20 protein-coding genes are annotated in these 21614 nt (G+C 66.4%); 9 read left to right on the top strand and 11 right to left on the bottom strand.

What is annotated here, in order from left to right; genetic code table 11:
* Position 1 precedes the first annotated feature (1 nt).
* Both CEJ42_RS20655 and CEJ42_RS20650 read left to right on the top strand, forming a co-directional pair.
* Positions 2–616, top strand: coding sequence for a cytochrome b/b6 domain-containing protein (locus CEJ42_RS20655; RefSeq protein ID WP_088752382.1), 615 nt, complete (start codon positions 2–4; stop codon positions 614–616).
* Positions 613–1386: a molybdopterin-dependent oxidoreductase gene (locus tag CEJ42_RS20650; protein WP_088752381.1), complete on the top strand. Its 774-nt coding sequence runs from the start codon at positions 613–615 to the stop codon at positions 1384–1386. Before CEJ42_RS20655 ends, CEJ42_RS20650 begins: the two co-directional genes overlap by 4 nt.
* 1 nt (position 1387) lies before the next feature.
* Here CEJ42_RS20650 and CEJ42_RS20645 read toward each other — a convergent pair whose 3' ends face one another.
* Together CEJ42_RS20645 and CEJ42_RS20640 are read right to left on the bottom strand one after the other, a co-directional pair.
* Positions 1388–2341, bottom strand: a complete 954-nt coding sequence (locus tag CEJ42_RS20645) for a DUF4189 domain-containing protein (RefSeq protein WP_243397914.1) — start codon at positions 2339–2341, stop codon at positions 1388–1390.
* Between the two features lie 199 nt (positions 2342–2540).
* Positions 2541–3437 (bottom strand): LysR family transcriptional regulator, encoded by an 897-nt coding sequence (locus tag CEJ42_RS20640; protein ID WP_079215961.1) that lies wholly within the window; start codon positions 3435–3437, stop codon positions 2541–2543.
* Between the two features lie 114 nt (positions 3438–3551).
* On the opposite strand from CEJ42_RS20640, the gene CEJ42_RS20635 reads away from it, so the two are divergent.
* Entirely contained in the window at positions 3552–4430 is an 879-nt protein-coding gene (locus CEJ42_RS20635) for an alpha/beta fold hydrolase (protein WP_088752380.1), read from the top strand.
* Between the two features lie 7 nt (positions 4431–4437).
* Here the strand turns inward: CEJ42_RS20635 and CEJ42_RS20630 are convergent, their stop codons facing one another.
* Positions 4438–6450, bottom strand: coding sequence for a putative bifunctional diguanylate cyclase/phosphodiesterase (locus CEJ42_RS20630; RefSeq protein WP_243397913.1), 2013 nt, complete (start codon positions 6448–6450; stop codon positions 4438–4440).
* 552 nt (positions 6451–7002) lie between these two features.
* Here CEJ42_RS20630 and CEJ42_RS20625 point away from each other — a divergent pair.
* The gene (locus CEJ42_RS20625; protein WP_088752378.1) at positions 7003–8352 is read left to right on the top strand and encodes a uracil-xanthine permease family protein; all 1350 of its coding nucleotides are present in this window, start codon (positions 7003–7005) and stop codon (positions 8350–8352) included.
* 91 nt (positions 8353–8443) lie between these two features.
* On the opposite strand, the gene CEJ42_RS25090 is transcribed toward CEJ42_RS20625, so the two are convergent.
* From CEJ42_RS25090 to CEJ42_RS20590, 8 genes are all read right to left on the bottom strand, one after another.
* Positions 8444–8599 (bottom strand): hypothetical protein, encoded by a 156-nt coding sequence (locus CEJ42_RS25090; protein ID WP_165774483.1) that lies wholly within the window; start codon positions 8597–8599, stop codon positions 8444–8446.
* 176 nt (positions 8600–8775) lie between these two features.
* Positions 8776–9684, bottom strand: coding sequence for a helix-turn-helix transcriptional regulator (locus CEJ42_RS20620; RefSeq protein ID WP_088752377.1), 909 nt, complete (start codon positions 9682–9684; stop codon positions 8776–8778).
* Positions 9685–9837: 153 nt separating this feature from the next.
* A complete protein-coding gene (locus tag CEJ42_RS20615) occupies positions 9838–10662 on the bottom strand; it encodes an AraC family transcriptional regulator (RefSeq protein WP_165774482.1) in 825 nt (274 codons plus the stop codon).
* A gap of 109 nt (positions 10663–10771) precedes the next feature.
* Entirely contained in the window at positions 10772–11659 is an 888-nt protein-coding gene (locus CEJ42_RS20610) for a PhzF family phenazine biosynthesis protein (protein ID WP_088752375.1), read from the bottom strand.
* 242 nt (positions 11660–11901) lie between these two features.
* Positions 11902–12819, bottom strand: a complete 918-nt coding sequence (locus CEJ42_RS20605) for an alpha/beta fold hydrolase (protein WP_088752374.1) — start codon at positions 12817–12819, stop codon at positions 11902–11904.
* Positions 12820–12989: 170 nt separating this feature from the next.
* Positions 12990–13388: a VOC family protein gene (locus tag CEJ42_RS20600; RefSeq protein WP_088752373.1), complete on the bottom strand. Its 399-nt coding sequence runs from the start codon at positions 13386–13388 to the stop codon at positions 12990–12992.
* Between the two features lie 7 nt (positions 13389–13395).
* Positions 13396–14091, bottom strand: a complete 696-nt coding sequence (locus CEJ42_RS20595; protein WP_088752372.1) for an SDR family oxidoreductase — start codon at positions 14089–14091, stop codon at positions 13396–13398.
* 56 nt (positions 14092–14147) lie between these two features.
* Positions 14148–15263, bottom strand: coding sequence for an alkene reductase (locus tag CEJ42_RS20590; protein ID WP_088752371.1), 1116 nt, complete (start codon positions 15261–15263; stop codon positions 14148–14150).
* A 104-nt stretch (positions 15264–15367) separates the two neighbouring features.
* On the opposite strand from CEJ42_RS20590, the gene CEJ42_RS20585 reads away from it, so the two are divergent.
* From CEJ42_RS20585 to CEJ42_RS20565, 5 genes are all read left to right on the top strand, one after another.
* On the top strand, positions 15368–16315 hold the full coding sequence (locus CEJ42_RS20585) for a LysR family transcriptional regulator (protein ID WP_088752447.1): 948 nt from the start codon (positions 15368–15370) through the stop codon (positions 16313–16315).
* 103 nt (positions 16316–16418) lie between these two features.
* Positions 16419–17210, top strand: coding sequence for an SDR family NAD(P)-dependent oxidoreductase (locus CEJ42_RS20580; protein ID WP_088752370.1), 792 nt, complete (start codon positions 16419–16421; stop codon positions 17208–17210).
* A gap of 283 nt (positions 17211–17493) precedes the next feature.
* Entirely contained in the window at positions 17494–18210 is a 717-nt protein-coding gene (locus tag CEJ42_RS20575; protein ID WP_079215936.1) for a DUF6198 family protein, read from the top strand.
* 385 nt (positions 18211–18595) lie between these two features.
* Entirely contained in the window at positions 18596–19312 is a 717-nt protein-coding gene (locus CEJ42_RS20570; RefSeq protein WP_088752369.1) for a hypothetical protein, read from the top strand.
* Between the two features lie 51 nt (positions 19313–19363).
* The gene (locus CEJ42_RS20565; protein WP_088752368.1) at positions 19364–21475 is read left to right on the top strand and encodes a TonB-dependent siderophore receptor; all 2112 of its coding nucleotides are present in this window, start codon (positions 19364–19366) and stop codon (positions 21473–21475) included.
* The last annotated feature ends 139 nt before the right edge of the window (positions 21476–21614 follow it).

The following is a 21614-nucleotide window of genomic DNA, read 5'->3' as shown; positions in this document are numbered from 1 at the left end:
GATGCCCCGCAAGATCCTGCTCCATCCGCTGGCGGTTCGCGTGGCGCACTGGCTCAATGCCTTTGCCATCGCCTGCATGCTCACCAGCGGCTGGGGCATCTACAACGCGTCGCCGATCTTCGGGTTCAGGTTTCCGGCCTGGATGACCCTGGGCGGATGGCTGGGCGGATCCATCGCCTGGCACTTCGCGGCGATGTGGTTGCTGGTGGCCAACGGCCTGTTCTATCTCGCCTATGGCGCCGCCAGCGGTCATTTCCGCCGGCACCTGTTGCCGCTGCGCGCGCGTGACGTGGTGAGCGACGCGGCGCAGGCGCTGCGCTTTCGTCTCGCGCACCGGCCGGGGATCTACAACGCGGTGCAGAAGCTGCTGTACTGGGCGGTGATGCTGCTGGGCGTGCTGGTGGTGTTGTCAGGGCTGTCGATCTGGAAACCGGTGCAGCTGGACTGGCTGGTCGACCTGTTCGGCGGCTTCGACTTCGCGCGCAAGGTGCATTTCGCCGCGATGGCCGGCATCGCCGGCTTCGTCCTCGTGCACCTGGCCTTGGTGGCCATCGTGCCCAGCACCCTGTTGCCCATGGTGACCGGGCGAGGCCGGGCCGAGGAGGGCGCATCATGAGCGACAAGGACGATATTTCCCGCGCGCCGGAGAAGATCCGGCTGGCCGATCACCGCACGGCGCTGGTGAAGGTCGAGCGCCGGCTGGTGCTGCGCTCGGCATTGTCGCTGGGCGCGCTGTCCATGCTGGCGGGCTGCGACCTGCAGGACAACGACAGCGTCGACAAGGCCCTGTGGGCCATGTCGCGCTGGAATGACCGGGTCCAGGCGCTGCTGTTTCGCGGCGACAAGCTGGCGCCGACCTACGCGGCGAGCCAGATCACCCATCCCTTCCCCTTCAATGCCTTCTACGACGAGTTCAACGCGCCCGACATCGACGGCGCCGACTGGCAGCTGGAGGTCTCCGGCCTGGTCGGCGACAAGCGGCCGTGGACGCTGGAGCGCCTGCGCGCGCTGCCGCAGCAGGGGCAGATCACCCGCCACATCTGCATCGAAGGCTGGAGCGCCATCGGCCAGTGGTCGGGCGTGCCGTTGAAGCGCTTCCTGCAGGCCGTCGGCGCCGACCTGTCGGCCAAGTACGTGGGCTTTAAATGCGCCGACCGTTACTACTCCAGCCTGGACATGCCCAGCGCGCTGCATCCGCAGACCATCCTGGCCCTCGACTTCGGCAAGGAGCCGCTGCCGACCTCCTACGGCTATCCGCTCAAGGTGCGCGTGCCGACCAAGCTCGGGTTCAAGAACCCCAAGCATGTCGTGGCCATCTACGTGAGCAACCAGAACCCCGGCGGTTACTGGGAGGACCAGGGCTACAACTGGTTCAGCGGCATCTGAGCTATTGCTGGTAGACCACGTTGTCGTCCACGCTGTAGAGCACGCAGGCCTGGCCGGCGCGCTCTTCGCAGCGCTTCAGGGCTTGCGCGTTGACGTCTTCCTTCGATCCCGAATTCCAGCCCCAGTGGCGCCGCGTCGGTGCGACCGCGAACGCCTTGGGCGTCGGCGCGGCCAGGTAGCGCTGGTATTGCTCCACGCCCGGCCGGGCGTCCAGCGGCAGCTTGTCCAGTTCATCGATGTCGGCGTAGCCGCTGGGCGGGAACGCGTTCGCGCGCGCCCGCGAGGGCAGGGATGCCTGGTCGGGGCTGGAGATGCGGCGCTTGTCGGTGATCACGCCGCGCTGCAGCGCATCGGTGGGGATCGCTTCGCAACTGGTGATCTTCTGGCGCTGCATGCCGTCGCAGAAGAAGACGCTGTTGCCCAGCGTGGCCGCCAGGTCGGGATGGAAGAAATTGGCCGCGCCCTTGTTCTTCCTGATGGCGATCCAGCGCTTGACCAGCTCGGGATCGGCCTTGCCGTCGGAGTAGCGGATGATCCATTCGTACAGGCCGTCGCGGATCACCGAGGCGCCGTTCAGGTTGCCCTGGGCGTCATAGTGGCCGTGAAAGCCGACCCGGGTCTGGTCCAGCGGATAGTCGTCGGTGAACAGCCGGTTCTTCCCGCCCAGGAACATGCGCGAACAGGAGGAGACGCAGTAGCCCGAGACGGCCGTGGTCACGCCGCGCTGGCGGAAGAACTCGCCGATTTCATATCCGGTTCCGGCCTCGCCCCCGTGCGAGTTGCGCAGGATGACCAGGTCGATATGCGGGTTGGCGGCGAAGGCGTCCTTGACCATGGCCCATTCGGAGCCGTTGACCGGGCCGGAGAGGATGATGGTGTTGTCGTACCTGGCCAGCTCCATCGCCGACGCGGACGGCGGCAGGCACAAGGCGGCGATCGCGCAGATGCCTGCCACGCGCCATGCGGTGCGCAGAACTCCAAGCGTGGAGCGTACCGGAAGGAGAGGCGAAGCGAGGCGTCGGGTTGCCCGGAATGGTTGCAATGTCATGGCGTCATGTTTTTTATTGTTGAAGGAGTTTCACCTTGCCGCATCCCGCTGCGCGCAGCGGCAGGCAGCACAGGCCGGAAGAACGCGGCCCAAGGCTGCCGCGCGCCTAGCGTACCGTCTTTTTCAGGGATTCGCCGAGGAAGTCGATGAAGCTGCGCAGCTTCATCGACAGCTGGTTTCTTTCCAGATAGAGGGCGTGGATGTCCGCATTGGGCAGCGACCAGTCCTCCAGCAGCGGGACCAGTTCGCCGCGCGCCAGGTGGGTTTCGATCTCCCATTCGGAGCGCACCGCGATGCCGCGCCCCCTGAGCGCCCACTGCAGCACCACGCCGCCGTCGTTGCTGGCCAATGCGCCGTCCACCTTGATCGTCTCGGCGCGCTTGCGGCGCGTGAAATGCCAGGCGCCGTATGCGGCCTCGTTCTCGCGCAGCACCAGGCAGGCGTGCCGGGCCAGCTCCGCCGGCGTCGACGGTTTGCCGTGCCGGGCGATGTAGGCGGGCGAGGCGCAGACGATGCGGCGGTTGGTCCTCAGCAGTCGCGCGTTCAGGCGTGCGTCCGGCGCCGGGCCGAAGCGGATGCCGACGTCGAAGCCGTCCTCCTGCAGGCTGGCCGGCCGGTCGGTGAGCTGGAGCTGGATGCGCATGGCCGGGTAGCGCTCCTGGAAGTCGGCCACCGCCGGCCCGACATGGGTGCGGCCGAAACCGAACGAGGCGTTGACCCGCAGCAGGCCGGCCGGCTCCTCGCGGCTGCGGGTGACCAGCTGTTCCAGCGTCGCCAGCTCATCCAGCAGGCGCGTGCCGCTGGAGAGGTAAAGCTCGCCTTCCGGCGTCAGGCTGAGGCGGCGCGTGGTGCGGTTGACCAGGCGCACCCCGAGGCGGCGCTCCACCTGCGCCAGCCGCTTGCTGACCGCCGGCGGCGTCACGCCCAGCTCGCGCGCCGCGGCGGCCAGGCTGCCATGGCGCGCCACCAGCGCGAACATGTTGAGATCGGAAAAGCCGTCCATGCCTCATCTCCCTCCCTGGAGGATTGGTTCCTGGAAGTTAATTCCAGATTGCTTTTGTGGAAACCAAATCGAGTTGGTGATGAATTAGACTCGATCCGAGATAGGGAGGCAATCATGCTTGAAGGTTTCAACGACGTATCGTCGACAGTCGACGGCATCCGGATCCGGGCCGTCAAGGGCGGGCAGGGGCCGGCGCTGCTGCTGCTGCACGGCCATCCGCAGACCCTGATGATCTGGCACAAGGTGCTGCCGCAACTGGCCCGGCATTTCACCGTGGTCGCGTCCGACCTGCGCGGCTACGGCGACAGCGACAAGCCCGAGGGCGACGCCGGTCATGCCAACTATTCGAAGCGCCGCATGGCGCTCGACCAGATCGGGCTGATGCGCGCCCTGGGGCATCCCGAGTTCGCCGTGATCGGCCATGACCGCGGCGGCCGCGTGGCCGCGCGCATGGCGCTCGATCATCCGGCGGCCGTGCGCAGGCTGGTGACGCTGGACGTCGCGCCGACGCTGGCGATGTATGAGAAGACCTCGCTGGATTTTGCCAAGGCGTACTGGCACTGGTTCATGCTGGTGCGGCCGGCGCCGTTCCCCGAAACGCTGATCCGCTGTGACCCCGACCTCTACCTGAAGCAGACCATCGGCGCGCGCAGCGCCGGACTGGCGCCGTTCACGCCGCAGGCTTACGCCGAGTATCTGCGCTGCCTGTCCCTCCCCGGCACCGCGCACGGCATCTGCGAGGACTACCGCGCCGGCATCACGATCGACCTGGAGCACGACCGGACCTCGCTGGCGGCGGGCGAGAAGATCGCCTGTCCGTTCCTGGCCTTGTGGGGCCGGGACGGCGTGATCGAGAAATGCTTCGATCCCCTCGCCGAGTGGCAGGCCTATGCACCCCAGGTCACCGGTGAGGCGCTGCCCTGCGGCCACTACATTCCGGAAGAAGCGCCGCAGGCGCTGCTGGAGCGCGTGTTGCCGTTCCTGGCCGCCTGATCTCGCCTCAGGGCGAGAGCGCGAGCGCCGGGTCGCGCAGCCATTCGCGGGCCTTTTCGGCCGGCATCGGCGGCGAGAAATAGTAGCCCTGCATGGCCGGGCAGTTCATGTCCTGCAGCATGCGCAGGTCGTCGATGCTCTCCACGCCCTCGGCCACCACCTGGAAGTTGAACGACTCCGACAGTTGCAGCACCGCCTGCACCAGCGCCTGGTTCTCGGCGCTGTTGCTGAGGTCAGTGACGAAGCTGCGGTCGATCTTCACGCGCGAGACCCGCATCTGGCGCAGGAAGCCCAGCGAAGAATACCCCACGCCGAAGTCGTCGATGGCCAGGCTCACGCCCAGCCCGGACAGCGCCGACAGGGTTTGTCGGGCCGCCTGCAGGTCGATGGCGGTTTCTTCGGTGATCTCGATTTCCAGCATCTCGGCCGGCAGGCCGAACTCCTTCAGCCTGAGCGCCACCAGGTCGTCGATCAGGATGCGCTCCAGTTCGCGCGGCGAGATGTTCATCGCCACCCGCAGCTCGGTGCGGCCGGCGGCGTGCAGGAAGCGGATCATCTCCACCACTTCGCCGACGATGAAGTGCAGCAGCTCCTCGGACTGTCCGGCCAGCGCGGCGATCTCGATCAGGTCGGGCGGCGCGATCCAGCCATGATTCTTGTGATGCCAGCGCAGCAGCGCCTCGAAGCCGTCGGGCGAGCTGCCGTTGCGCCGGATGATGGGCTGGAACCAGACCTGCAGTTCGCGGTTCTTCAGCGCCGGCGCCAGGTCGCGCTCGACGTCGCGCTTCATCTGCAGGTGGGCGTTGAGCTTCTCGTTGAAGAAGCGGAACTGGTTGCGCCCGCGCCGCTTGGCCTCATACAGCGCGGCATCCGAGCAGACCAGCATTTCATTGATGTCATCCTCGCCGGAGAGGTAGATGCCGATGCTCAGCCCGATGTGGCGATGGGCCATGCGCGAGTAGGGCCTGGCGATCGCCTCGATCAGCCGCGAGGCCAGCGCGTCGGGAAGCTCGGCGTCGGGCGCGGCGGCGTAGACGATCACGAACTCGTCGCCGCCCAGGCGCGCCAGGATGGACTTGCCGGCCACGCAGTCGTGCAGCCGCTGCGCCACTTCGATGAGCACCTGGTCGCCGGCGTCGTGGCCGTAGGCGTCGTTGATGACCTTGAAGCCGTCCAGGTCGAGGAACATCATGCACAGCGGATGCTCGCGCCGCGTGGTCAGCGCCAGGGCCTTGTGCATGAAGCCGGCGCGGCTCAGCAGGCCGGTCAGCAGGTCGTGCTCGGCCTGGTACTGCATCTTCTCGGCGAAGCTGGCCAGGTCTTCGTGGGCGACTTTGAGCGCCTGCGTCGCCGCATTGGCGCGGTTCTTGGAGGCGCTGCTGTCGGAGACCAGCTTTTCGCTCACGCGCGATCCGCGGATCAGCGCGGCCAGGTACAGCAGCACCGCCAGCGACAGGGCCAGGCGCGTGGTGTCGCCCTGGTAGGCCAGGCAGGCGATGATGGACAGCAGCGGCGGGGTGATGAAGCAGATCGGAATGCGGGCGTAGGCGAAGCCGTGGGTGACGGCGCCGGCGGTGATGCCGCATACGCAGGTCAGGTAGAACAGCGTCTCGGGCGTGGTGTAGCCCTCGCACAGGGCCGGCACGCCGGCCCATACGATCCCCGACAGCAGCGCCAGGATCCAGTGCACGCGCAGGTTGACGTCCACCTCGTTGTGTCGCGGGCCGCCCAGCAGGCGGGCCACCACGGGCAAGGCGGCGATGCGCGCCACCGGGATGCGGCAGGCCAGGATGCGCAGCAGGTTGATGACGCCCGAGCAGGCCAGCCAGACCAGCGCGATGGCGAGCTTGCCGGCGCTCCAGGCAACGAGGGTGGAGATGATCCCCAGTGCCGCATTGACCGGGATGGACAACAGCACGGTCTGCCGTACGGCGGTCAGCTGGTCGGCCCGGATCAGATGGCCAAGCGCGGCCGGGGCCGGCACCGGCACGAGCACTTCTTCTGGGGCGGGGCTATTCAAGGTGTGGATCCTGTTCCGGAATCGAAAATGTGATTCCAATAACGTCGCCTCGGCGACGAGCGGGTTGTTCTTGTTCTGGTGTTGATCAAAAAGGAAAAAATCTGCGTAATTTCGCTGAGGCCTAAGTCTACCGGAACATCCGGCGGTTTTTCCGAATTGGCGCGCCCGTTGTGCCATTTGGATCGCGCCCGCGCAAGCCGGCCGCCGATGCAGGCGTCGGCCGCGCCGCGAAGCCGTACCGGGCCGCCATCAGGAATCGCCTGATCGCGCAGCGCGCGGGCCCTCGCTAGAATCCTTTCCACGTCTCCTGAATCCTGTGGGATTTGGTTCTGCCCCCGATGCTGATCGGGGGCATTTTTTTTGTCCTTCGCATGTGTTCGCGCCGCGATGTCGGCGGCGCGCGGCCATCTTGTAAAGAAATTGGCCTATCTCTTTACATCCTCCCGCGCCTTCGTCGTTTCGTATGGGCGGCATTGCCCCGCACTGATAATCCCCGGCATCAAGACAAGGTAAAAAGGAGGACTAAAAAATATATCGAGAGCAGGAGACAAAATGAATGCAGTGCTTTATCGCGTCGAGGACCGACCTCCGACGCCCATGACCCTCATCCTTGCGGTACAGCACCTGCTGGCCGCGCTGGGCGGCATCATCGCCGTGCCGCTGGTGCTGGCCGGCGCGCTCCACCTGGATTCGCCGTCGACCATCGCGCTGGTCAATGCGGCGCTGCTGGGCTCGGGGATCGTGACGATCATCCAGTGCAAGGGCGTCGGGCCGATCGGCATCCGCCTGCCTTGCGTGATGGGCACCAGCTTCACCTTCGTGGGCGCCGGCATCAGCGTGGGCATGGAGCACGGCGTGGCGGGGATCCTGGGCTCATCCATGGCGGCCTCGCTGATCATGATCGCCGGCAGCTTTTTCATGCCGACCATCCGCAAATTCTTCCCGCATACCGTGACCGGCGTGGTGGTGGCCATGATCGGCCTGTCGCTCACGCCCGTGGCGGTCGACTGGGCGGCCCAGGGCATGGGCGGGCAAGCTTACGGCGACCTGTCGTCGCTGGCCGTGGCCGGCTTCGTGCTGGCGCTGGTGATTGCCTTCGTGCAATGGGGGCGCGGCATCGTCTCGGCGTCGGCCATCGTGCTGGGGATCCTGATCGGCTATGCCGTGTGCGTGCTGCTGGGTGTCGTCGATTTCGCCCCGGTGCGGCAGGCGCCTGTCTTCGCCCTGCCCAAGCCGTTGTTCTTCGGCGTGAGCTTTCCCGTGTCGGGTATCGCCGCCATGGCCCTGGCCTACCTGGTGACGATCGTCGAGACCACCGGCACCTTCATGGCGCTGGGCGTGGCGACCGGCGTGGACATCTCGGGCAAGGCGCTGAGCCGGGGCATCCTGTGCGACGGCATTGGCTCCGCCGCGGCCGCGCTGATCTCCAGCCCGCCGGTCTCTACCTTCGCCCAGAACGTCGGCGTGGTGACCCTGACCGGCGTGGCCAGCCGGCACGTGGTCGCGCTCACCGGCGTGCTGCTGGTGCTGGCCGGCCTGTTCCCGGTGCTGGGCGCGCTGGTGGTGACCATTCCGCAACCCGTTCTGGGCGGCGCCGGCCTGATGATGTTTGCGATGATCATCGCCGCCGGCGTGCGCATGCTGGGCAAGGCGGCGGATTCCAGGCGCAGCAGCCTGATCGTCGCCGTCTCGATCGGCTGCGGCCTGGCGGTGACCATGCGTCCCAGCCTGCTGGCCCAGATGCCGGACTTCATCCGCGAGATCTTCGGCTCCGGCATCACGGTGGGCGCGATGGCCGCGGTGCTGCTCAACGCGCTGTTGCCGGGCCAGGAGCGGGAGCCGGTGCATGAGGAGTTCCCGGTGTCGGAAAACGCGGAAGCGGTGGAACGCTCCTCCTGTTGATCCGCGGCCGCAATTGCCGTCATGAAACGTCAAGAGGCCGGACGATCGTCCGGCCTCTTGGCTTTCAGGGGGCTGACTGCGCAGCGGCCGTTCAGAACATCCGGCCGATCAGGCGGGCGCCCACGTGCAGGATCATGGCCAGCGGCGATTCGTAGTCCGTGGCGCCGGTGAAGATGCTGTCGGCGCGGGCGGCGGTGGCGAAGGCGCTCAGGGCGACGAAAGAGGCGATGGCGGTGATGATGCGCATGATATTTTCTCCCAGGGTGATCCGACGTTGATTGACCGATCCGGCGTGGCGCGATTTTGCGTCGCGTTGCGTTGCGTTTCGTTTCGGTATGGGAGTATCTTGCGCCGCGCCGGTTACCGTTCCATGTCAGCGGCGGCGCTCAATATTTCAGTTGAAACGAAGTGCCCCCGACGTCTTCAGGCGGCCTGCCGGCGCCACACGCCGGGCGACATGCCGGTGCCCTGGATGAACACCCGGTTGAAATGGCTCTGGTCATAGAAGTCGCAGGTGGTGGCGACCTCGGCCAGGGAGAGCGTGGAGTTGCGCAGGTAGTCCTGCGCCCGCGCGAGGCGCTGCGACAGCATCCACTGGTGCGGCGTCTGGCCCGTGGTCTTCTTGAAGGCCTTCATGAAATAGCTGGCCGACATATTGCATTCGCGCGCGATGTCCGGGATCGAGCATTCGCCGCGCACCTTGGACAGCAGCATCGCCTTGGCGCGCTCTTCATGCACCTTCGACAGCAGGCCGGGCTGGGTCTGCGCCGGGACGAAGCCGCCATAGGCATGCACCAGGTAGGCCCCCATCGCGACCAGGATCTGCTCCACGAACAAGGCGCAGGTCTCGGCCGGCCGCGCCAGCGACGGCTGCAGGGCGCAGGCCAGGTGCGGCAGCACCGGGTCGCGCCTGGCCGCCACCGGGCTCAACGCCACCGTGGCGGGCTCGATGCGCTCATCGGCCATGGCCTCGAAAAAATCCCTTGAGAATTCAAGCAGCGTGAAGTCGAACGGCGCATCCACTTCGGCGGCGTACGGGTCTTCGAGGTCGCGCAGGTAGATGTCCCCCTGCGAGAACAGATGCAGTCCCGCCAGCTCGCCGCGCGTGATCCTGCGCCGATGCTCCGGCGTCATCGACACGCCGAGCAGGAATCCGGCGCCTGAAGATGGCCCGGGAATCTGCAGCCTGGCCGTGCCGTCGTAGCTCTTGCGATAGACGCTCGCCCCGCCGTGTTGCTGGCGCTCCCCGAAGCGCAGCGCCGCAGGCGCGCGATCGCCTGCGCCGGAGGGCGGATGCGAAGCGGTGGCACAGTCTTGGAAGGAGGTCGTCATGGGCGGGCGCGGGTGGACACAGATCGGATACGCGAACCCGCATCGTTTGCGACGGGGTGGCGTCCAGTGTGCAGCCGGCAAGCCTGCGCGGCTCGCACGATCGGGCCATGGGATGTCACATCCGGGCCATCGTGCAGGCCGGCGGGGGCGCGCTCAATGCGTCTTGCGGCAGTCGCTGGGGAGTATGCCGAGGTGCTTCCTGAACAGGCGCGCCAGGTAGGACGGGGAGTCGATGCCCACGGCCAGGCCCGCCTGCAGCACCGACATGCCGCGCTCGTGGATCAGGCGCTGGGCGCGCTCCACCCGCCGGCGGTTGCCGTAGTCGACCACGCTCTCGCGGGCGATCTCGCGAAACAGCCGCGTCAGGTGCCGGCGCGACAGGTGGAATTGCCGGCACAGCATGTCGATGTCGTGATGCTCTTCCAGATGCTCGTCGATGAACTGCTGCACCTGACGGATCAGCAGGGCGTTGTTGCCGTTCCTGCCGGCGGCGTCGATGCGCTCGGTGCGCGCGACGATGCGCATGCATTCCTCGAACAGCAGGTGGTTGAGGTGGCGCAGGCGGCGGCGCTGTTCTTCTGCGTCGATCAGGGGCGATGGCATCGAGGCTTCGATGCGGTCGTACAGCACGAGGATGGCGTCCAGCACATCGCTGCGGGACCACTGGCCGTGGCCGGAGATGGCCGCCAGCAGGTCCGTCCCGGCATGCCCGGGGCCGTAGCGGCGCAGGTAGTCGGGCTCGACGTACAGCGTGAGATGGCTTTCTTCGCTGCAGGTGGCAGCCGTCGCGTGCCCGATGTCGATGCCCACGGCAGAGAACGACAGGCTGGACAGGCGCATGCCGGTGCGGCTGTCTTCGGTGGACAGCAGCAGGCTGCCGCGGCGCGGCAGCAACAGCATATGGCAGTCGTGGGCATGCCAGTCCATCACGTAACCGGCGCCGCTGCTCAGTTCGCAATGCAGGACATCGGACTGCATGGCGGGCATCTTGTGGGAGCGGCGGGTTACATGGGCGGCGAGCTCGCTGGTCGGCATCTCGGATCTCGATAACGATAGGAAACAGGGGCATCAGCGATGCCCCTGCCTACTATAGCAGTATCGACGCCGGCTCGACCGAGCCTCCCAGGTAACAGCCGGCCGGATAGGCCTGCGCGCCGCCGGAGAGGTCGAAGCGCACATGGATGTCGGACGGGCAGCCCATGGCGCGCCCCTGGTGCACCAGCAGCGGGCGGGCATCCGCGGCGGCCATGCCGTAATGCAGCAGGCCGAAGGCGAGGGCGGCCGCGGCGATGCCGGTGGCGGCATCTTCCGGATAGCCGGAGGACTTGGGAAACTGGCGCGCGTCGAATTTGCGCGGCTGGGCCGGGTCGGCCGCGAAGGGGTAGAAGCCGGTCGATCCTATGCGCTCGCACAGCTGCTCGACGGCCTCGGGATCCGGGCGCGCGGCGTCCAGCACGGCGGGACTGCGCAGGGGAATCAGCGTCTTGATCCGGCTGGTGCAGGCGTTCAGGAACGGCAGCTCGAGCGCGTCCGACGGTTGCAAGCCCATCGCGGCCAGGATCTCGTCGCGCAGTTCCGGGTGCGGTATCGGGTCCACGGTGCCGGCCGGCTGCGAGATCTCGACCGACTTCGTGCCGTCGGGCTGCTGCGTCAGGAAGGCCTGCACCGTGCCGCTCATGGTCTGGATCGACAGGCGCTCGGCGTCCAGCAGGCCGCGGCTGGCCAGCAGCCATACCGCGCCGAGGGTGGCGTGGCCGCACATGCTCATTTCATGGCGCGGCACGAAAAAGCGCAGGCGCAGGTCGTGTTGGGCGGGATCGTCCGGCGCGAGCACGAAGCCGCTCTCGTGGCCGTGGGTGCGCGCGATCTCCAGCATCTGGGCATCGTCCAGTCCATCCGCCGCGATGACGATGGGCGCGGGATTGCCGCCGCCGGCGGCGGACGTGAAGACCTTGACCACTTCGATATGGGGCATGACGGGTTTTTCATCCTGGCTGTTCGTTAGTTGCCAGTCTGAGGCCGCGGCCGCACGGCGGCGCTCGCGATCAGGCCATGTGGGGCGACGTTTGGGCCGGGAGGCCGATGGTCTTTGGGAAGAGGGAGGGAGGAGAGGGGATTACCGCTTCTGCCAAAACGGCCGGCAGCGCGCGACGCGCAAGATGCGCAAGATGCGCGCGCCCCGCCCGATGACGGGGCGGGGCGCATGCGGACAGGCGTTTATTGCAGGAAATTCACGATCACGGCCACGGTCGCCTGCGGCTGTTCTTCCATCAGCCAATGGCCGGCGTTGGGAACGACCGCGCCCTGCACATTGCTGGCCGCTGCTCGGGCCACGGTTTCCATGGTGGTGCCGAAGGACTTCTCTCCGCCCACCGCAAGCACCGGCATGGGCAGCAGGCCCTTGGCCAGGTAGGCCTTGTTGTCGATGGCGTCCTGGTCGAAGGCGTGGAACTGCTCGAAGCCGGAATGCATCGCGCCGGGCAAGGCGTAGAACTTCGCGTAGTGTCGGCGCGAGGCTTCGTCGAAGCGTTTCGGGTCGGCCGAGAACTCGTTCCAGAAGCGATCGAGGTAGATGCGCTCGCGTCCCTTCACCAGCCGCTCCATGTCTGGTCCGCCGAAGCGGAAGTGCCACAGCAGGGGGCTTTTCAGGATCTCTTCCCAGGGACCGACGCCCGGTACCGGCGCGTCCATCAGGACCAGTTTCGTCACGCGCTCGGGTTGCTGCGCGGCGAAGGCATAGGCCACCATGTTGCCGATGTCGTGGGCCGCCACGTCGACCTTGTCGATCTTCAGGCTGTCCAGCACGCCGGCGATGTCGAGCGCTTCGTTCTTCTTGTCGAAGCCCCCGGGCGGATGGTCGGACAGCCCCATGCCGCGCAGGTCCGGCACGATCACGGTGTGGTTGGCCGCCAGCTTGGCGGCCAGCGGCGCCCACATGTCGCCGGTCTCGCCGTAGCCGTGCAGCAGGACCACCGCCGGCCCCTGGCCGCCGACCCGCACGTGCAGGCGGGTACCGTTGGTGGTGATCTTCTGGGTCTTGAAGCCGGCCGGGAACGTAAAGGATTTCGTCGCGGCGCTGGATGGGAAAGGAAGCAGAGAAGCAAGGAATAACAACATCACATAAAGATTACGCATTTGAACCCCCGTATGTTGGTCGTGCCGGATGGAACGACTCGCGGATACTGACACAAAGAAAATCCCCTGTGGCGCTTGATCCCGGATTTTTCGGGAGCGCACGCGGGGCACCAAAAAATTGCATTTCCATTCATTGCCAACCGTGCAACACGGAAGGCATCGATGACGTTTCAGCCGAGGCGTTGCGCTTCGATCACGAACTCCACCGTGACCTCAGGCACCGGCGTGACGAACAGTTGTTGCTCCTGCTGCGCATGCATCCCGGAGAGCTGGTAAGGGATGCGGCGATCGCGCAGGCGGCGCAGCAGTTTTTGCCATTCGACCGCGTCTTCGATGCGCAGCGCCATGTGGTCGATGCGCGCCGGCGGGCGGCTCGGGCGGATACCGTCCGCGGCCGGCGCATCCGGTCGCTCGATCAAATGCAGCACCGGCCGCCGGTCCAGGTACAGCCAATGTCCGGCCACGCCGAAAGGCGGGCGCGCGCCTTCTTCCAGTCCGGCGACGTCGACGAAGAAGCTGCGCAGGCAGGCGCAGTCCGCCGCTACGATGGTGAGGTGGTCGAAACGCATGACCGGCTCAGAGCAGACCGCCGCCGTCCACGTCGACCACGCTGCCGGTCATGAAGCCGTTCTGCATCAGCATCAGGTAGGCCTGCGCCAGGTCGCTGCCCTGGCCGACCCGGCCCACCGGAAGATGGGCGCCGGCGCGCGCGGCCATGGCCTTGCGCTCGGCTTCGCTCATCTCGCCCCACATGCCGGTTTCCACCATGCCGGGGCTGACCACGTTGACGCGCAGCGGCGCCAGTTCCTTGGCCAGCGTCTTGGCCATGATCTCGGTGGCGGCGTTCATGCTCGCCTTGACCAGCGCGCCGGGCGCGGCCTTGCGCGCCAGCAGGCCCGAGGTCAGCGTGATCGAGCCGGTGGGGCTGATGTGGGACAGCGCGCGTTGCGCCACGCGCATCTGGCCGAAGAACTTGACGTTGAAGGCGGCGATGGCGTCGTCGATGTGCAGGTCGGCCAGCCGGGCCGAACCGATCACCGGGCCGGCGGTGACGACCAGGTGGTCGAAGGCGCCGATGCCGGCGAACAGGCGGGCCACCGAGGCGTCGTCGGTGATGTCGACTTGTGCCGCGGTGATCGCGTCCGGGAAATCCGCCGGGGCCTTGCTGCGCCCGGCCGCGATGACGCGTGCGCCGGCGGCGGCCGCCTGCTGCGCCACTGCGCGTCCGATGCCGGACAGGCCGCCGATGACCACTACTGTGCTGTCTTTCATGATGTTTCTCCTGTTGGGTGTGCGATAGGCAATATGCGATGAGGCGTGGATGAAACTCAGGCTGCGGCCGCGACCGGCAGCGCAGGGTAGTCGCTGTAGCCGCGCGCCGTGCCGCCGAACAGCGTGGCGCCGTCGAAGTCGGCCAGCGGCAGGTCTTCGGTCAGGCGGCGCGGGAAGTCGGGGTTGGCGACGAAGGGGCGGCCGAAGGCCACCAGGTCGGCATAGCCATGCCCGAGCACCCATTGCGCGCGCGCCTTGTCGTAGTTGCCGGCGACGATGATGGGACGAGCGAAGCGACCGCGCAGCTGCTGCCGGAAGGTTTCGGTGAACTCAGGGGCGTCGTCCCAGTCCGCTTCCACCAGGTGCAGGTAGGCGATGCCGCGGGTTTGCAGGAAGGCGGCCGCATCCAGGATGGTCGGCAGGATGTCCGGGCAATCCATGCCGCGCGCGGTCAGGAAGGGCGCCAGGCGGATCGCGGTGCGATGCGCGCCGACTTCGCCGGCCACGGCGTCGACCACTTCCTTCAGGAAGCGCAGGCGGTTCTCGCGCGTGCCGCCGTATTCGTCATCGCGATGGTTGGAGGTGGTGCGCAGGAACTGGTCGACCAGGTAACCGTTGGCGCCGTGGATTTCGACGCCGTCGAATCCGGCGGCGATGGCATTGCGTGCGCCCTGGCGGAAATCGTCGACGATGGCGGCGATCTCGGCGCGCGTCAGTTCGCGCGGCGTCGGGCAATCGACCATGGCGCCGACGCCGGTGGCGGCGTCGACCTTCCAGATCTGTCCTTCAAAGGGCACGGCGGACGGCGCCACCGGCAGCGCGCCGTCGTGGAAGTCGGGGTGCGACATGCGGCCCACGTGCCACAGCTGCAGGAAGATGCGGCCGCCGGCCTGGTGGACCGCAGCGGTCACCAGGCGCCAGCCTTGCACCTGCTCCTGGCTGTAGATGCCGGGCGTGAAGGAATAACCCTTGCCCTGCGGCGAGATCTGCGCGGCCTCGCTGACGATCAGCGCGGCCGAGGCGCGCTGGGCGTAATAGGCGGCATTGAGCGCGGTGGGCACGTCGCCCGGCTGCGCGCTGCGGGCGCGGGTCATGGGCGCCATCACGATACGGTGTGGCAGGGTGAGCTCGCCGACGGTGAGCGGGGCGAGCAGGGATGAATTGGTTTGCATGAAAGACTCCGGGAAGGTTTTGACTGGAGTCCATTATGCGAATGCGCCATCGGATTGATAATTGGTCTAGTATTTGAACCATTATCAAAAAAAACAGAATAATGATGACGCAAAACCTGGGAGATATCCGCCTCTTCGTCGAAGCCGCCGGCCTGGGCAGTCTGTCGGCGGCAGGGCGCAAGATGGGCCTGTCGCCGGCCGCGGCCAGCGCGCGCCTGGTCAAGCTGGAGGCTGCGCTGAACACGCGCCTGTTCGAGCGCACCACGCGGGCGCTGCGCCTGACCGCCGAGGGCGCCCTGTACCTGGCGCATTGCCAGCAGGCGCTGGATGCGCTGGACGACGCCCAGGCCGCGCTGCAGGCCGGGCGCAGCGCCGTCAGCGGCAAGCTGCGCATCGCCGCCACCTCGGACTTCGGCCGCAACGTGCTGCAGGGCTGGCTGGAGGAGTTCAACCGCCTGCATCCGCAGATCACGATCGCGCTGATCCTCGGCGACGCCGTCGCCAACCTGCTGCAGGATGACCTGGACCTGGCGATCCGTTTCGGCGTGCCGCAGAACAGCTCGATGGTGGCGCGCCCGCTGGCCTTCAATCGCCGCGTGCTGTGCGCCGCGCCGGCCTATGTAGCGGCGCACGGCATGCCGGCGCATCCGTCGGACCTGCATCGCCACGCCTGCATCGTGCTGTTCTCGGCCTCGGGCATGGCCAATGAATGGCGCTTCGAGCGCGACGGCAAGACCGAGTCCTTCATCGTGCCGCCGGCGGGCGCGCGCGAAACCAACGACGGCGCCGTCGCGCGCGAGTGGGCCATCGGCGGCCACGGCATCGCCATGAAATCGGTCTGGGACATCGGCGCCGACCTGCAGGCAGGACGGCTGCGGGTAGTGATGCCGCAATGGCGCACCCCGGACGCGCCGGTGCACGCGCTCTACCAGCGCACCCGCTACATGGCGCCGCGGGTGCGCGCCTTGCTGGACTTCCTGGTCGAACGCTTCGAACGGGCCGGCGTCGAGCTGGAGGCGGTCTTGCGGCCGGGCGGCGCGGCCGGCCAATGAGCGCGCCCGGTTCCTGATAGAGTGGCGTGGCGGCCGAGATGGCATGTACCAGAAGACGCCCGATCCTGGCAGCATTTTCCGTAGTCAACCAAGGAGAAGTGACATGGATTTGCAACTGGAGGGCAAGCTCGCCCTCGTGAGCGGCAGCACGGCAGGCATCGGTTACGCCATCGCCAGCACCCTGGCCCGGGAGGGCGCAACGGTGATCGTCAACGGCAGGACGCAGGCCAGCGTCGACGAGGCGGTCGAGCGCATCCGCGCCGAGACCGGCGGCCAGGCCCAGGGCTACGCCGGCGACCTCAGCCGGGCCGAGGCGGCCAATGAAGTGGTGCGGCGTTATCCGGGCATCAACATCCTGGTCAACAACCTCGGGATCTTCGAGCCCAAGGCGTTTGAAGACATTCCCGACGAAGACTGGCTGCGTTTCTTCGACGTCAACGTGCTGAGCGGCGTGCGTCTCGCGCGCCTGGTGCTGCCTGAAATGAAGCGCGGCAACTGGGGGCGCATCGTCTTCATCTCCAGTGAGAGCGCGGTGCAGATTCCCACCGAGATGGTCCATTACGGCATGACCAAGACCGCCCAGCTCGCCGTGTCGCGCGGACTGGCGGAAACCGTGGCCGGCACCGGCATCACCGTCAACAGCGTCTTGCCCGGCCCGACCAAGTCGCGCGGCGTCGGCGATTTCGTCGAAGACATGGCGCGCTCGAGCGACAAGACCTTCGCGCAGGTGGAGGCGGAGTTCTTCGACCACGTTCGCCCGACCTCCCTGATCAAGCGCTTCGGAACGCCGCAGGAAGTGGCCTCGCTGGTGGCCTACGTCTGTAGTCCGCTGGCCTCGGCCACCACCGGCGCGGCACTGCGCGTGGACGGCGGCGTGGTCAAGAGCGCCTTCTGAGCGGGCACGGTCGCCCGCCGATTGGCGCGGGCGACCGTGGTTTGGCGAAGTGTATTTGTTGCCAAAAAATAAATCTTTCCTTCCGATATCTGTGCCCGATTCCGGGCATTAGGCAGATTTGCGACAGTCCGCATTTTTTTGCGCGCGCCCGGCCAGGCAGGTCCGAGGGGCAGGTAAAAGAAATGTATACTTGCAGCAAATCGATTCGCCGCAACCGTCGCCAAGCCACAAGCAAACGCCACGCGTCGCAGTTTGATTCCCCAGATAACCTTCAAGGGAAACCATGTATTCCAGCACCCGCCGCCACTCCGTGGGCGATCGCCCGGAGGCGCCGCGCAGCGCCCTGAATGGCGCAAATCCCTCGCATCGCACCGCAGCAAATTCCCCCGACGCATCCGGCCAGGTTCAGCTCGTCCCCCACAATGCCTGGGACGATATCTACGGTCTTTATCTCGGCGTCCTGTTCTCCGCCATGGGCATTTCCCTGCTGGCCAAGGGCGGTCTGATCACCGGCGGCATCGCCGGCATGGCCCTGCTCAGCTCCCAGCTCACCGGCATGGCGCCGGCGCCGCTGGTGCCCCTGATCAACATCCCGTTCATCGTGTTCAGCTTCCTGGCGATGGGACGGTTTTTCGCCTCCAAGAGCATCATCGTCAGCGTCGCCATCGGCGGCGTGGTGGCCGGCATCGACCACTGGCTGAACGTCTCGGGCGTCGGCAGCGGCTTTGCCGCGATAGCCGGCGGCACCTTCCTGGGAATGGGCATCCTGTGCCTGGCGCGCCATAACGCGTCGATGGGCGGCACCGGCGCCGTCACGCTGTGGATCCAGCGGCGCTATCGCATCAATGCCGGCATCAGCCAGCTGGCCTTCGACCTGGTCCTGTTCGCGCTGGCCGCGGCGTCGCTGCCGCTGGTCAAGGTGCTCTGGTCGATCCTGGGCACCGTCGCCATGAACGCCATGCTGATCGTGTGGCACAAGCCGGGCCGGTATCGCGGCTAGCGGCGGCAGGTTGTGAAAAGAAGAAGGCCACCCTGAGAGGTGGCCTTTTTGTTGCCGGTTTTTCCCTTTGTTGTCCGGCGACCCGGCCCGGAGGCGGCTTCGCGGTCATGGGCGCCCTGCGGCGCGGAGCGGCTGCGGACGCAGTCCGGCGCCTCTCTCTTCAAAATTCTCATCTTTTTGCAGCCAGCCGGTTCCCCTTTTTGAATCTCGCTTGGCAATGGAGGTATCGGGGCGGATTTCCCGGGGTTCGACGATGTCCGCGCTTGCCTGCATCCATCAAGCCATCCGGCACGGGATGGACAACAGGCAGATCCCGCGCATGACAAGGCATCGGCTTGCGATGCCAGTCTGGCCGATTTTTCATTCCTGTTTTCAGAAAAGCCTCATGACACCATTCAGATTCCTCGCCTCCCTGCTGCTGGCCTCGCTGTTCCTGCAGCCCAGCGTGTTTGCCGCCGACAACCCGTCCGCCACGCCGCCCGCCGCCAAGAAGGTGCTGCTGGTCGTGCGCATGGAAGGCAAGAGCCTGCCGGTGGACCAGAAGATCCAGCAGCACCTCGCCGCGCGCGGCTACATCGTCACGCTGCATAGCCAGTACGCCCCGGTCGACGCGGCGCGCGACAACGACCTGGTCATTCTCTCGTCCACCGTGCGATCGCGCGACCTGCTGGGCGCCTACCGCAATGTGAGCGCGCCCATGCTGACCTGGGAGAGCGATCTGCTGGACGACCTGGGGATGACCGCCAAGCGCGTCGATGTGGATTTCGGCAAGGTGGAGAAGGAGCGCTACGTCTGGCTGGTCAATGCGCCGCATCCCCTGGCGGCCGGGCTGCCGGCCGGCGTGGCGAACGTCTACGAGAAACCGGCCGCCATGAACTGGGGCAAGCCCGGCCTGGGCGCCTCCACCATCGCCACCGTCTATGGCCAGCCGGACAAGGCCGTCATCTTCGGCTATGAGAAGGGCGCCACGATGGACTACGAGTCGCTGGCGCCGGCGCGCCGCGTCATGTTCTTCCTCGACAACGAGACCTTCACCAACCTTTCCCCTTCCGGACTCAGGCTGTTCGACGCCGCCGTTGACTGGGCGATGGGATCGCACTGACTCCGCCACCTTCCTATTCATTACTCTCGATAGCAGCAGCTGGATTTCTCCATGACCAAAAAAATTTCCCAACGCAAGAAGCAGGTGCTTCTTGGCCTCTCCGTGATGTCGACCGCAATGCCGCTGTCGGCCTGGGCGCAGACCACCGATACGACCGGAGGACTGACGCCCATCCAGGTCATCGGTGAAAAGAAGCAGGACAACGAAAAGGATTACACCGCGAAAAGCGCGCCGGGCGTGCTGCGCTCGGAGGCGCCGCTGTTCGAGACGGCGCAGTCGGTCACCGTGATCACCGGCAAGCAGATCGAGGAGCGGCAGGCCAAGAGCGTCGCCGAAGCCCTGGACGGCGTGGCCGGCGTCACCGCCGGCGCCTATGGCCGGCGCGGCTGGGACGACTTCATGATCCGCGGCCAGATTTCGTCGGCGCAGACCTATGTCGACGGCCTGCGCACGCAGAATTCCACCAACGTCCTGCGCGCGGAAGACATCTTCGGCCTGAGCTCGATCGAGGTCGTCAAGGGCCCGACCTCGGTGGGCTTCGGGATGGCGCTGCCCGGCGGCCTGGTCAACCTGACCACCAAGCGGCCGCAGGCGGACACCTTCTTCAACGCCGGCCTGAGCTACGGCAGCTATGCGCAGAAAGACGCCACCGTCGATCTGAACATCGCCCCCAACAAAGGCAGCAGCAAGGGCGCGTTTCGCCTGCTGGCCCACGTGTCGGACCAGAACGATCCCACCGACCACGTGTACTTCAAGAGCCAGTACGTGGCCGGCTCCTACAACTTCGACCTGAACGCCGCCAATGAACTGTCGATCATCGCCAGCTACCAGCATCGCGAATACATCCGCAACCAGGGCGTGCCGCTGAACTGGTCCGAGAAATACGGGCGCGGCATCTTCGTCGGCGAGCCGGATCGACCTTACAAGGTGGACGTCTACCGCGTCGGCAGCAATTACACGCACTACTTCGACAACGGCTGGACCTTCAAGCAGAACTTCGTGGTCAGCAAGGGCAGCAGCTGGACCAATTCGGTGTTCGCGTCGGGGGCGGCCAAGTTCCCGCTGGTCGCGCGCCAGATCAACAACCAGGACAAGAACGACGTGAACATCGCGATGGACAATTACTTCCAGCGCAGCTTCGACCTCGGCCGGGTCAAGTACGACATCGTGGCCGGCCTGGACACCATGCGCGAGCGCAGCGACTACTACCAGCGCGTCGACAACATCAATGCGTTCAATGCCGACACGCTGGTCTACGGCGTCACCTCGATCCGTCCGGGAACGGCGTCCCGCGACGTGACCACCACGCAGGATGTGGGCGCGTACCTGCGCAACACGATCAAGATCGACAACCGCTGGATCATCGGCCTGAACGGCCGCCACGACTGGACGCGGGTGGACGTCAAGCATCTGCTGGGCGGCGCTCCTGCGACCAACAACGATACGGCATTCACCGGCAGCGCCTCGCTGATGTACCGCATCAACGACGCCTTCGCGCCCTATGTCAGCTACTCGACCTCGTTCATGCCGGGCACCGACCTGGGCGCCAACGGCACCCTGCTGAAACCCGAGACCGGCAAGCAGACCGAGGCCGGCCTGAAGTTCCAGGGCTTCGACCAGCGCCTGCAAGGCTATGTCGCCGTCTATGACCTGCGCCGCCAGAACGTGACCGAAGCCGATGCCACCCTGGGCTACTCCGTGCAGACCGGCGAACAAGTCACCAAGGGCTTCGAGGCCGAAGCCACGGCCTCGGTGACCCGGCAATGGAACGTGTCGGCGTCCTACAGCTACATCCCCTACGCCAAGACCACCCAAAGCCTGACCACCAGCGATATCGGCAAACGCATCAACCTGGTGCCGCGCAACGCCGTCGGCCTGTTCACCCAGTACTACTTCAATCCCAACAAGATGGGCTGGAACGTGGGCGCGGGTTCGCGCTTCCAGAGCGCACGCACCTCGCAACGCGGCACCAGCTACGTCGCGCTCGCATCGCATAACGTGTTCGACGTGAATGCCGGCTATGAGGCGGATTCCTGGGGCCTGAACTTCAGCATCAAGAACCTGTTCGACAAGGAGTACATCCAGGGCACCACGCCGGCGGCGACGCTGATCACCTTCGGCAGCCCGCGCACCTTCCTGTTGACGGCGAAGTTCAAGTATTGATCCTGCCCGGCCGGGACGGCGGTTGTTGCCGTCCTGGCCGCGGCGCCCTCATGGCCCGGCCAGGGCGGCGCACGCCGCAAGCGGGGGCTTCCGGATTCCATTCAAAGCGTGCCTGCACGCACCTCGCCGTGCGCGAGGT

The organism is Herbaspirillum robiniae (assembly GCF_002213415.1).
Taxonomy (GTDB): Bacteria; Pseudomonadota; Gammaproteobacteria; order Burkholderiales; family Burkholderiaceae_D; genus Herbaspirillum; species Herbaspirillum robiniae.
This window is presented reverse-complemented; position numbering and strand designations above follow the sequence as displayed.

Coding starts and splice junctions, on each gene's coding strand:
- CEJ42_RS20655 (WP_088752382.1), top strand. CDS start 2: ATGCCCCGCAAGATCCTGCTCCATCCGCTGGCGGTTCGCGTGGCGCAC.
- CEJ42_RS20650 (WP_088752381.1), top strand. CDS start 613: ATGAGCGACAAGGACGATATTTCCCGCGCGCCGGAGAAGATCCGGCTG.
- CEJ42_RS20640 (WP_079215961.1), bottom strand. CDS start 3,437: ATGGACGGCTTTTCCGATCTCAACATGTTCGCGCTGGTGGCGCGCCAT.
- CEJ42_RS20635 (WP_088752380.1), top strand. CDS start 3,552: ATGCTTGAAGGTTTCAACGACGTATCGTCGACAGTCGACGGCATCCGG.
- CEJ42_RS20625 (WP_088752378.1), top strand. CDS start 7,003: ATGAATGCAGTGCTTTATCGCGTCGAGGACCGACCTCCGACGCCCATG.
- CEJ42_RS25090 (WP_165774483.1), bottom strand. CDS start 8,599: ATGCGCATCATCACCGCCATCGCCTCTTTCGTCGCCCTGAGCGCCTTC.
- CEJ42_RS20620 (WP_088752377.1), bottom strand. CDS start 9,684: ATGACGACCTCCTTCCAAGACTGTGCCACCGCTTCGCATCCGCCCTCC.
- CEJ42_RS20615 (WP_165774482.1), bottom strand. CDS start 10,662: ATGCAGTCCGATGTCCTGCATTGCGAACTGAGCAGCGGCGCCGGTTAC.
- CEJ42_RS20610 (WP_088752375.1), bottom strand. CDS start 11,659: ATGCCCCATATCGAAGTGGTCAAGGTCTTCACGTCCGCCGCCGGCGGC.
- CEJ42_RS20605 (WP_088752374.1), bottom strand. CDS start 12,819: ATGCGTAATCTTTATGTGATGTTGTTATTCCTTGCTTCTCTGCTTCCT.
- CEJ42_RS20600 (WP_088752373.1), bottom strand. CDS start 13,388: ATGCGTTTCGACCACCTCACCATCGTAGCGGCGGACTGCGCCTGCCTG.
- CEJ42_RS20595 (WP_088752372.1), bottom strand. CDS start 14,091: ATGAAAGACAGCACAGTAGTGGTCATCGGCGGCCTGTCCGGCATCGGA.
- CEJ42_RS20590 (WP_088752371.1), bottom strand. CDS start 15,263: ATGCAAACCAATTCATCCCTGCTCGCCCCGCTCACCGTCGGCGAGCTC.
- CEJ42_RS20585 (WP_088752447.1), top strand. CDS start 15,368: ATGACGCAAAACCTGGGAGATATCCGCCTCTTCGTCGAAGCCGCCGGC.
- CEJ42_RS20580 (WP_088752370.1), top strand. CDS start 16,419: ATGGATTTGCAACTGGAGGGCAAGCTCGCCCTCGTGAGCGGCAGCACG.
- CEJ42_RS20575 (WP_079215936.1), top strand. CDS start 17,494: ATGTATTCCAGCACCCGCCGCCACTCCGTGGGCGATCGCCCGGAGGCG.
- CEJ42_RS20570 (WP_088752369.1), top strand. CDS start 18,596: ATGACACCATTCAGATTCCTCGCCTCCCTGCTGCTGGCCTCGCTGTTC.
- CEJ42_RS20565 (WP_088752368.1), top strand. CDS start 19,364: ATGACCAAAAAAATTTCCCAACGCAAGAAGCAGGTGCTTCTTGGCCTC.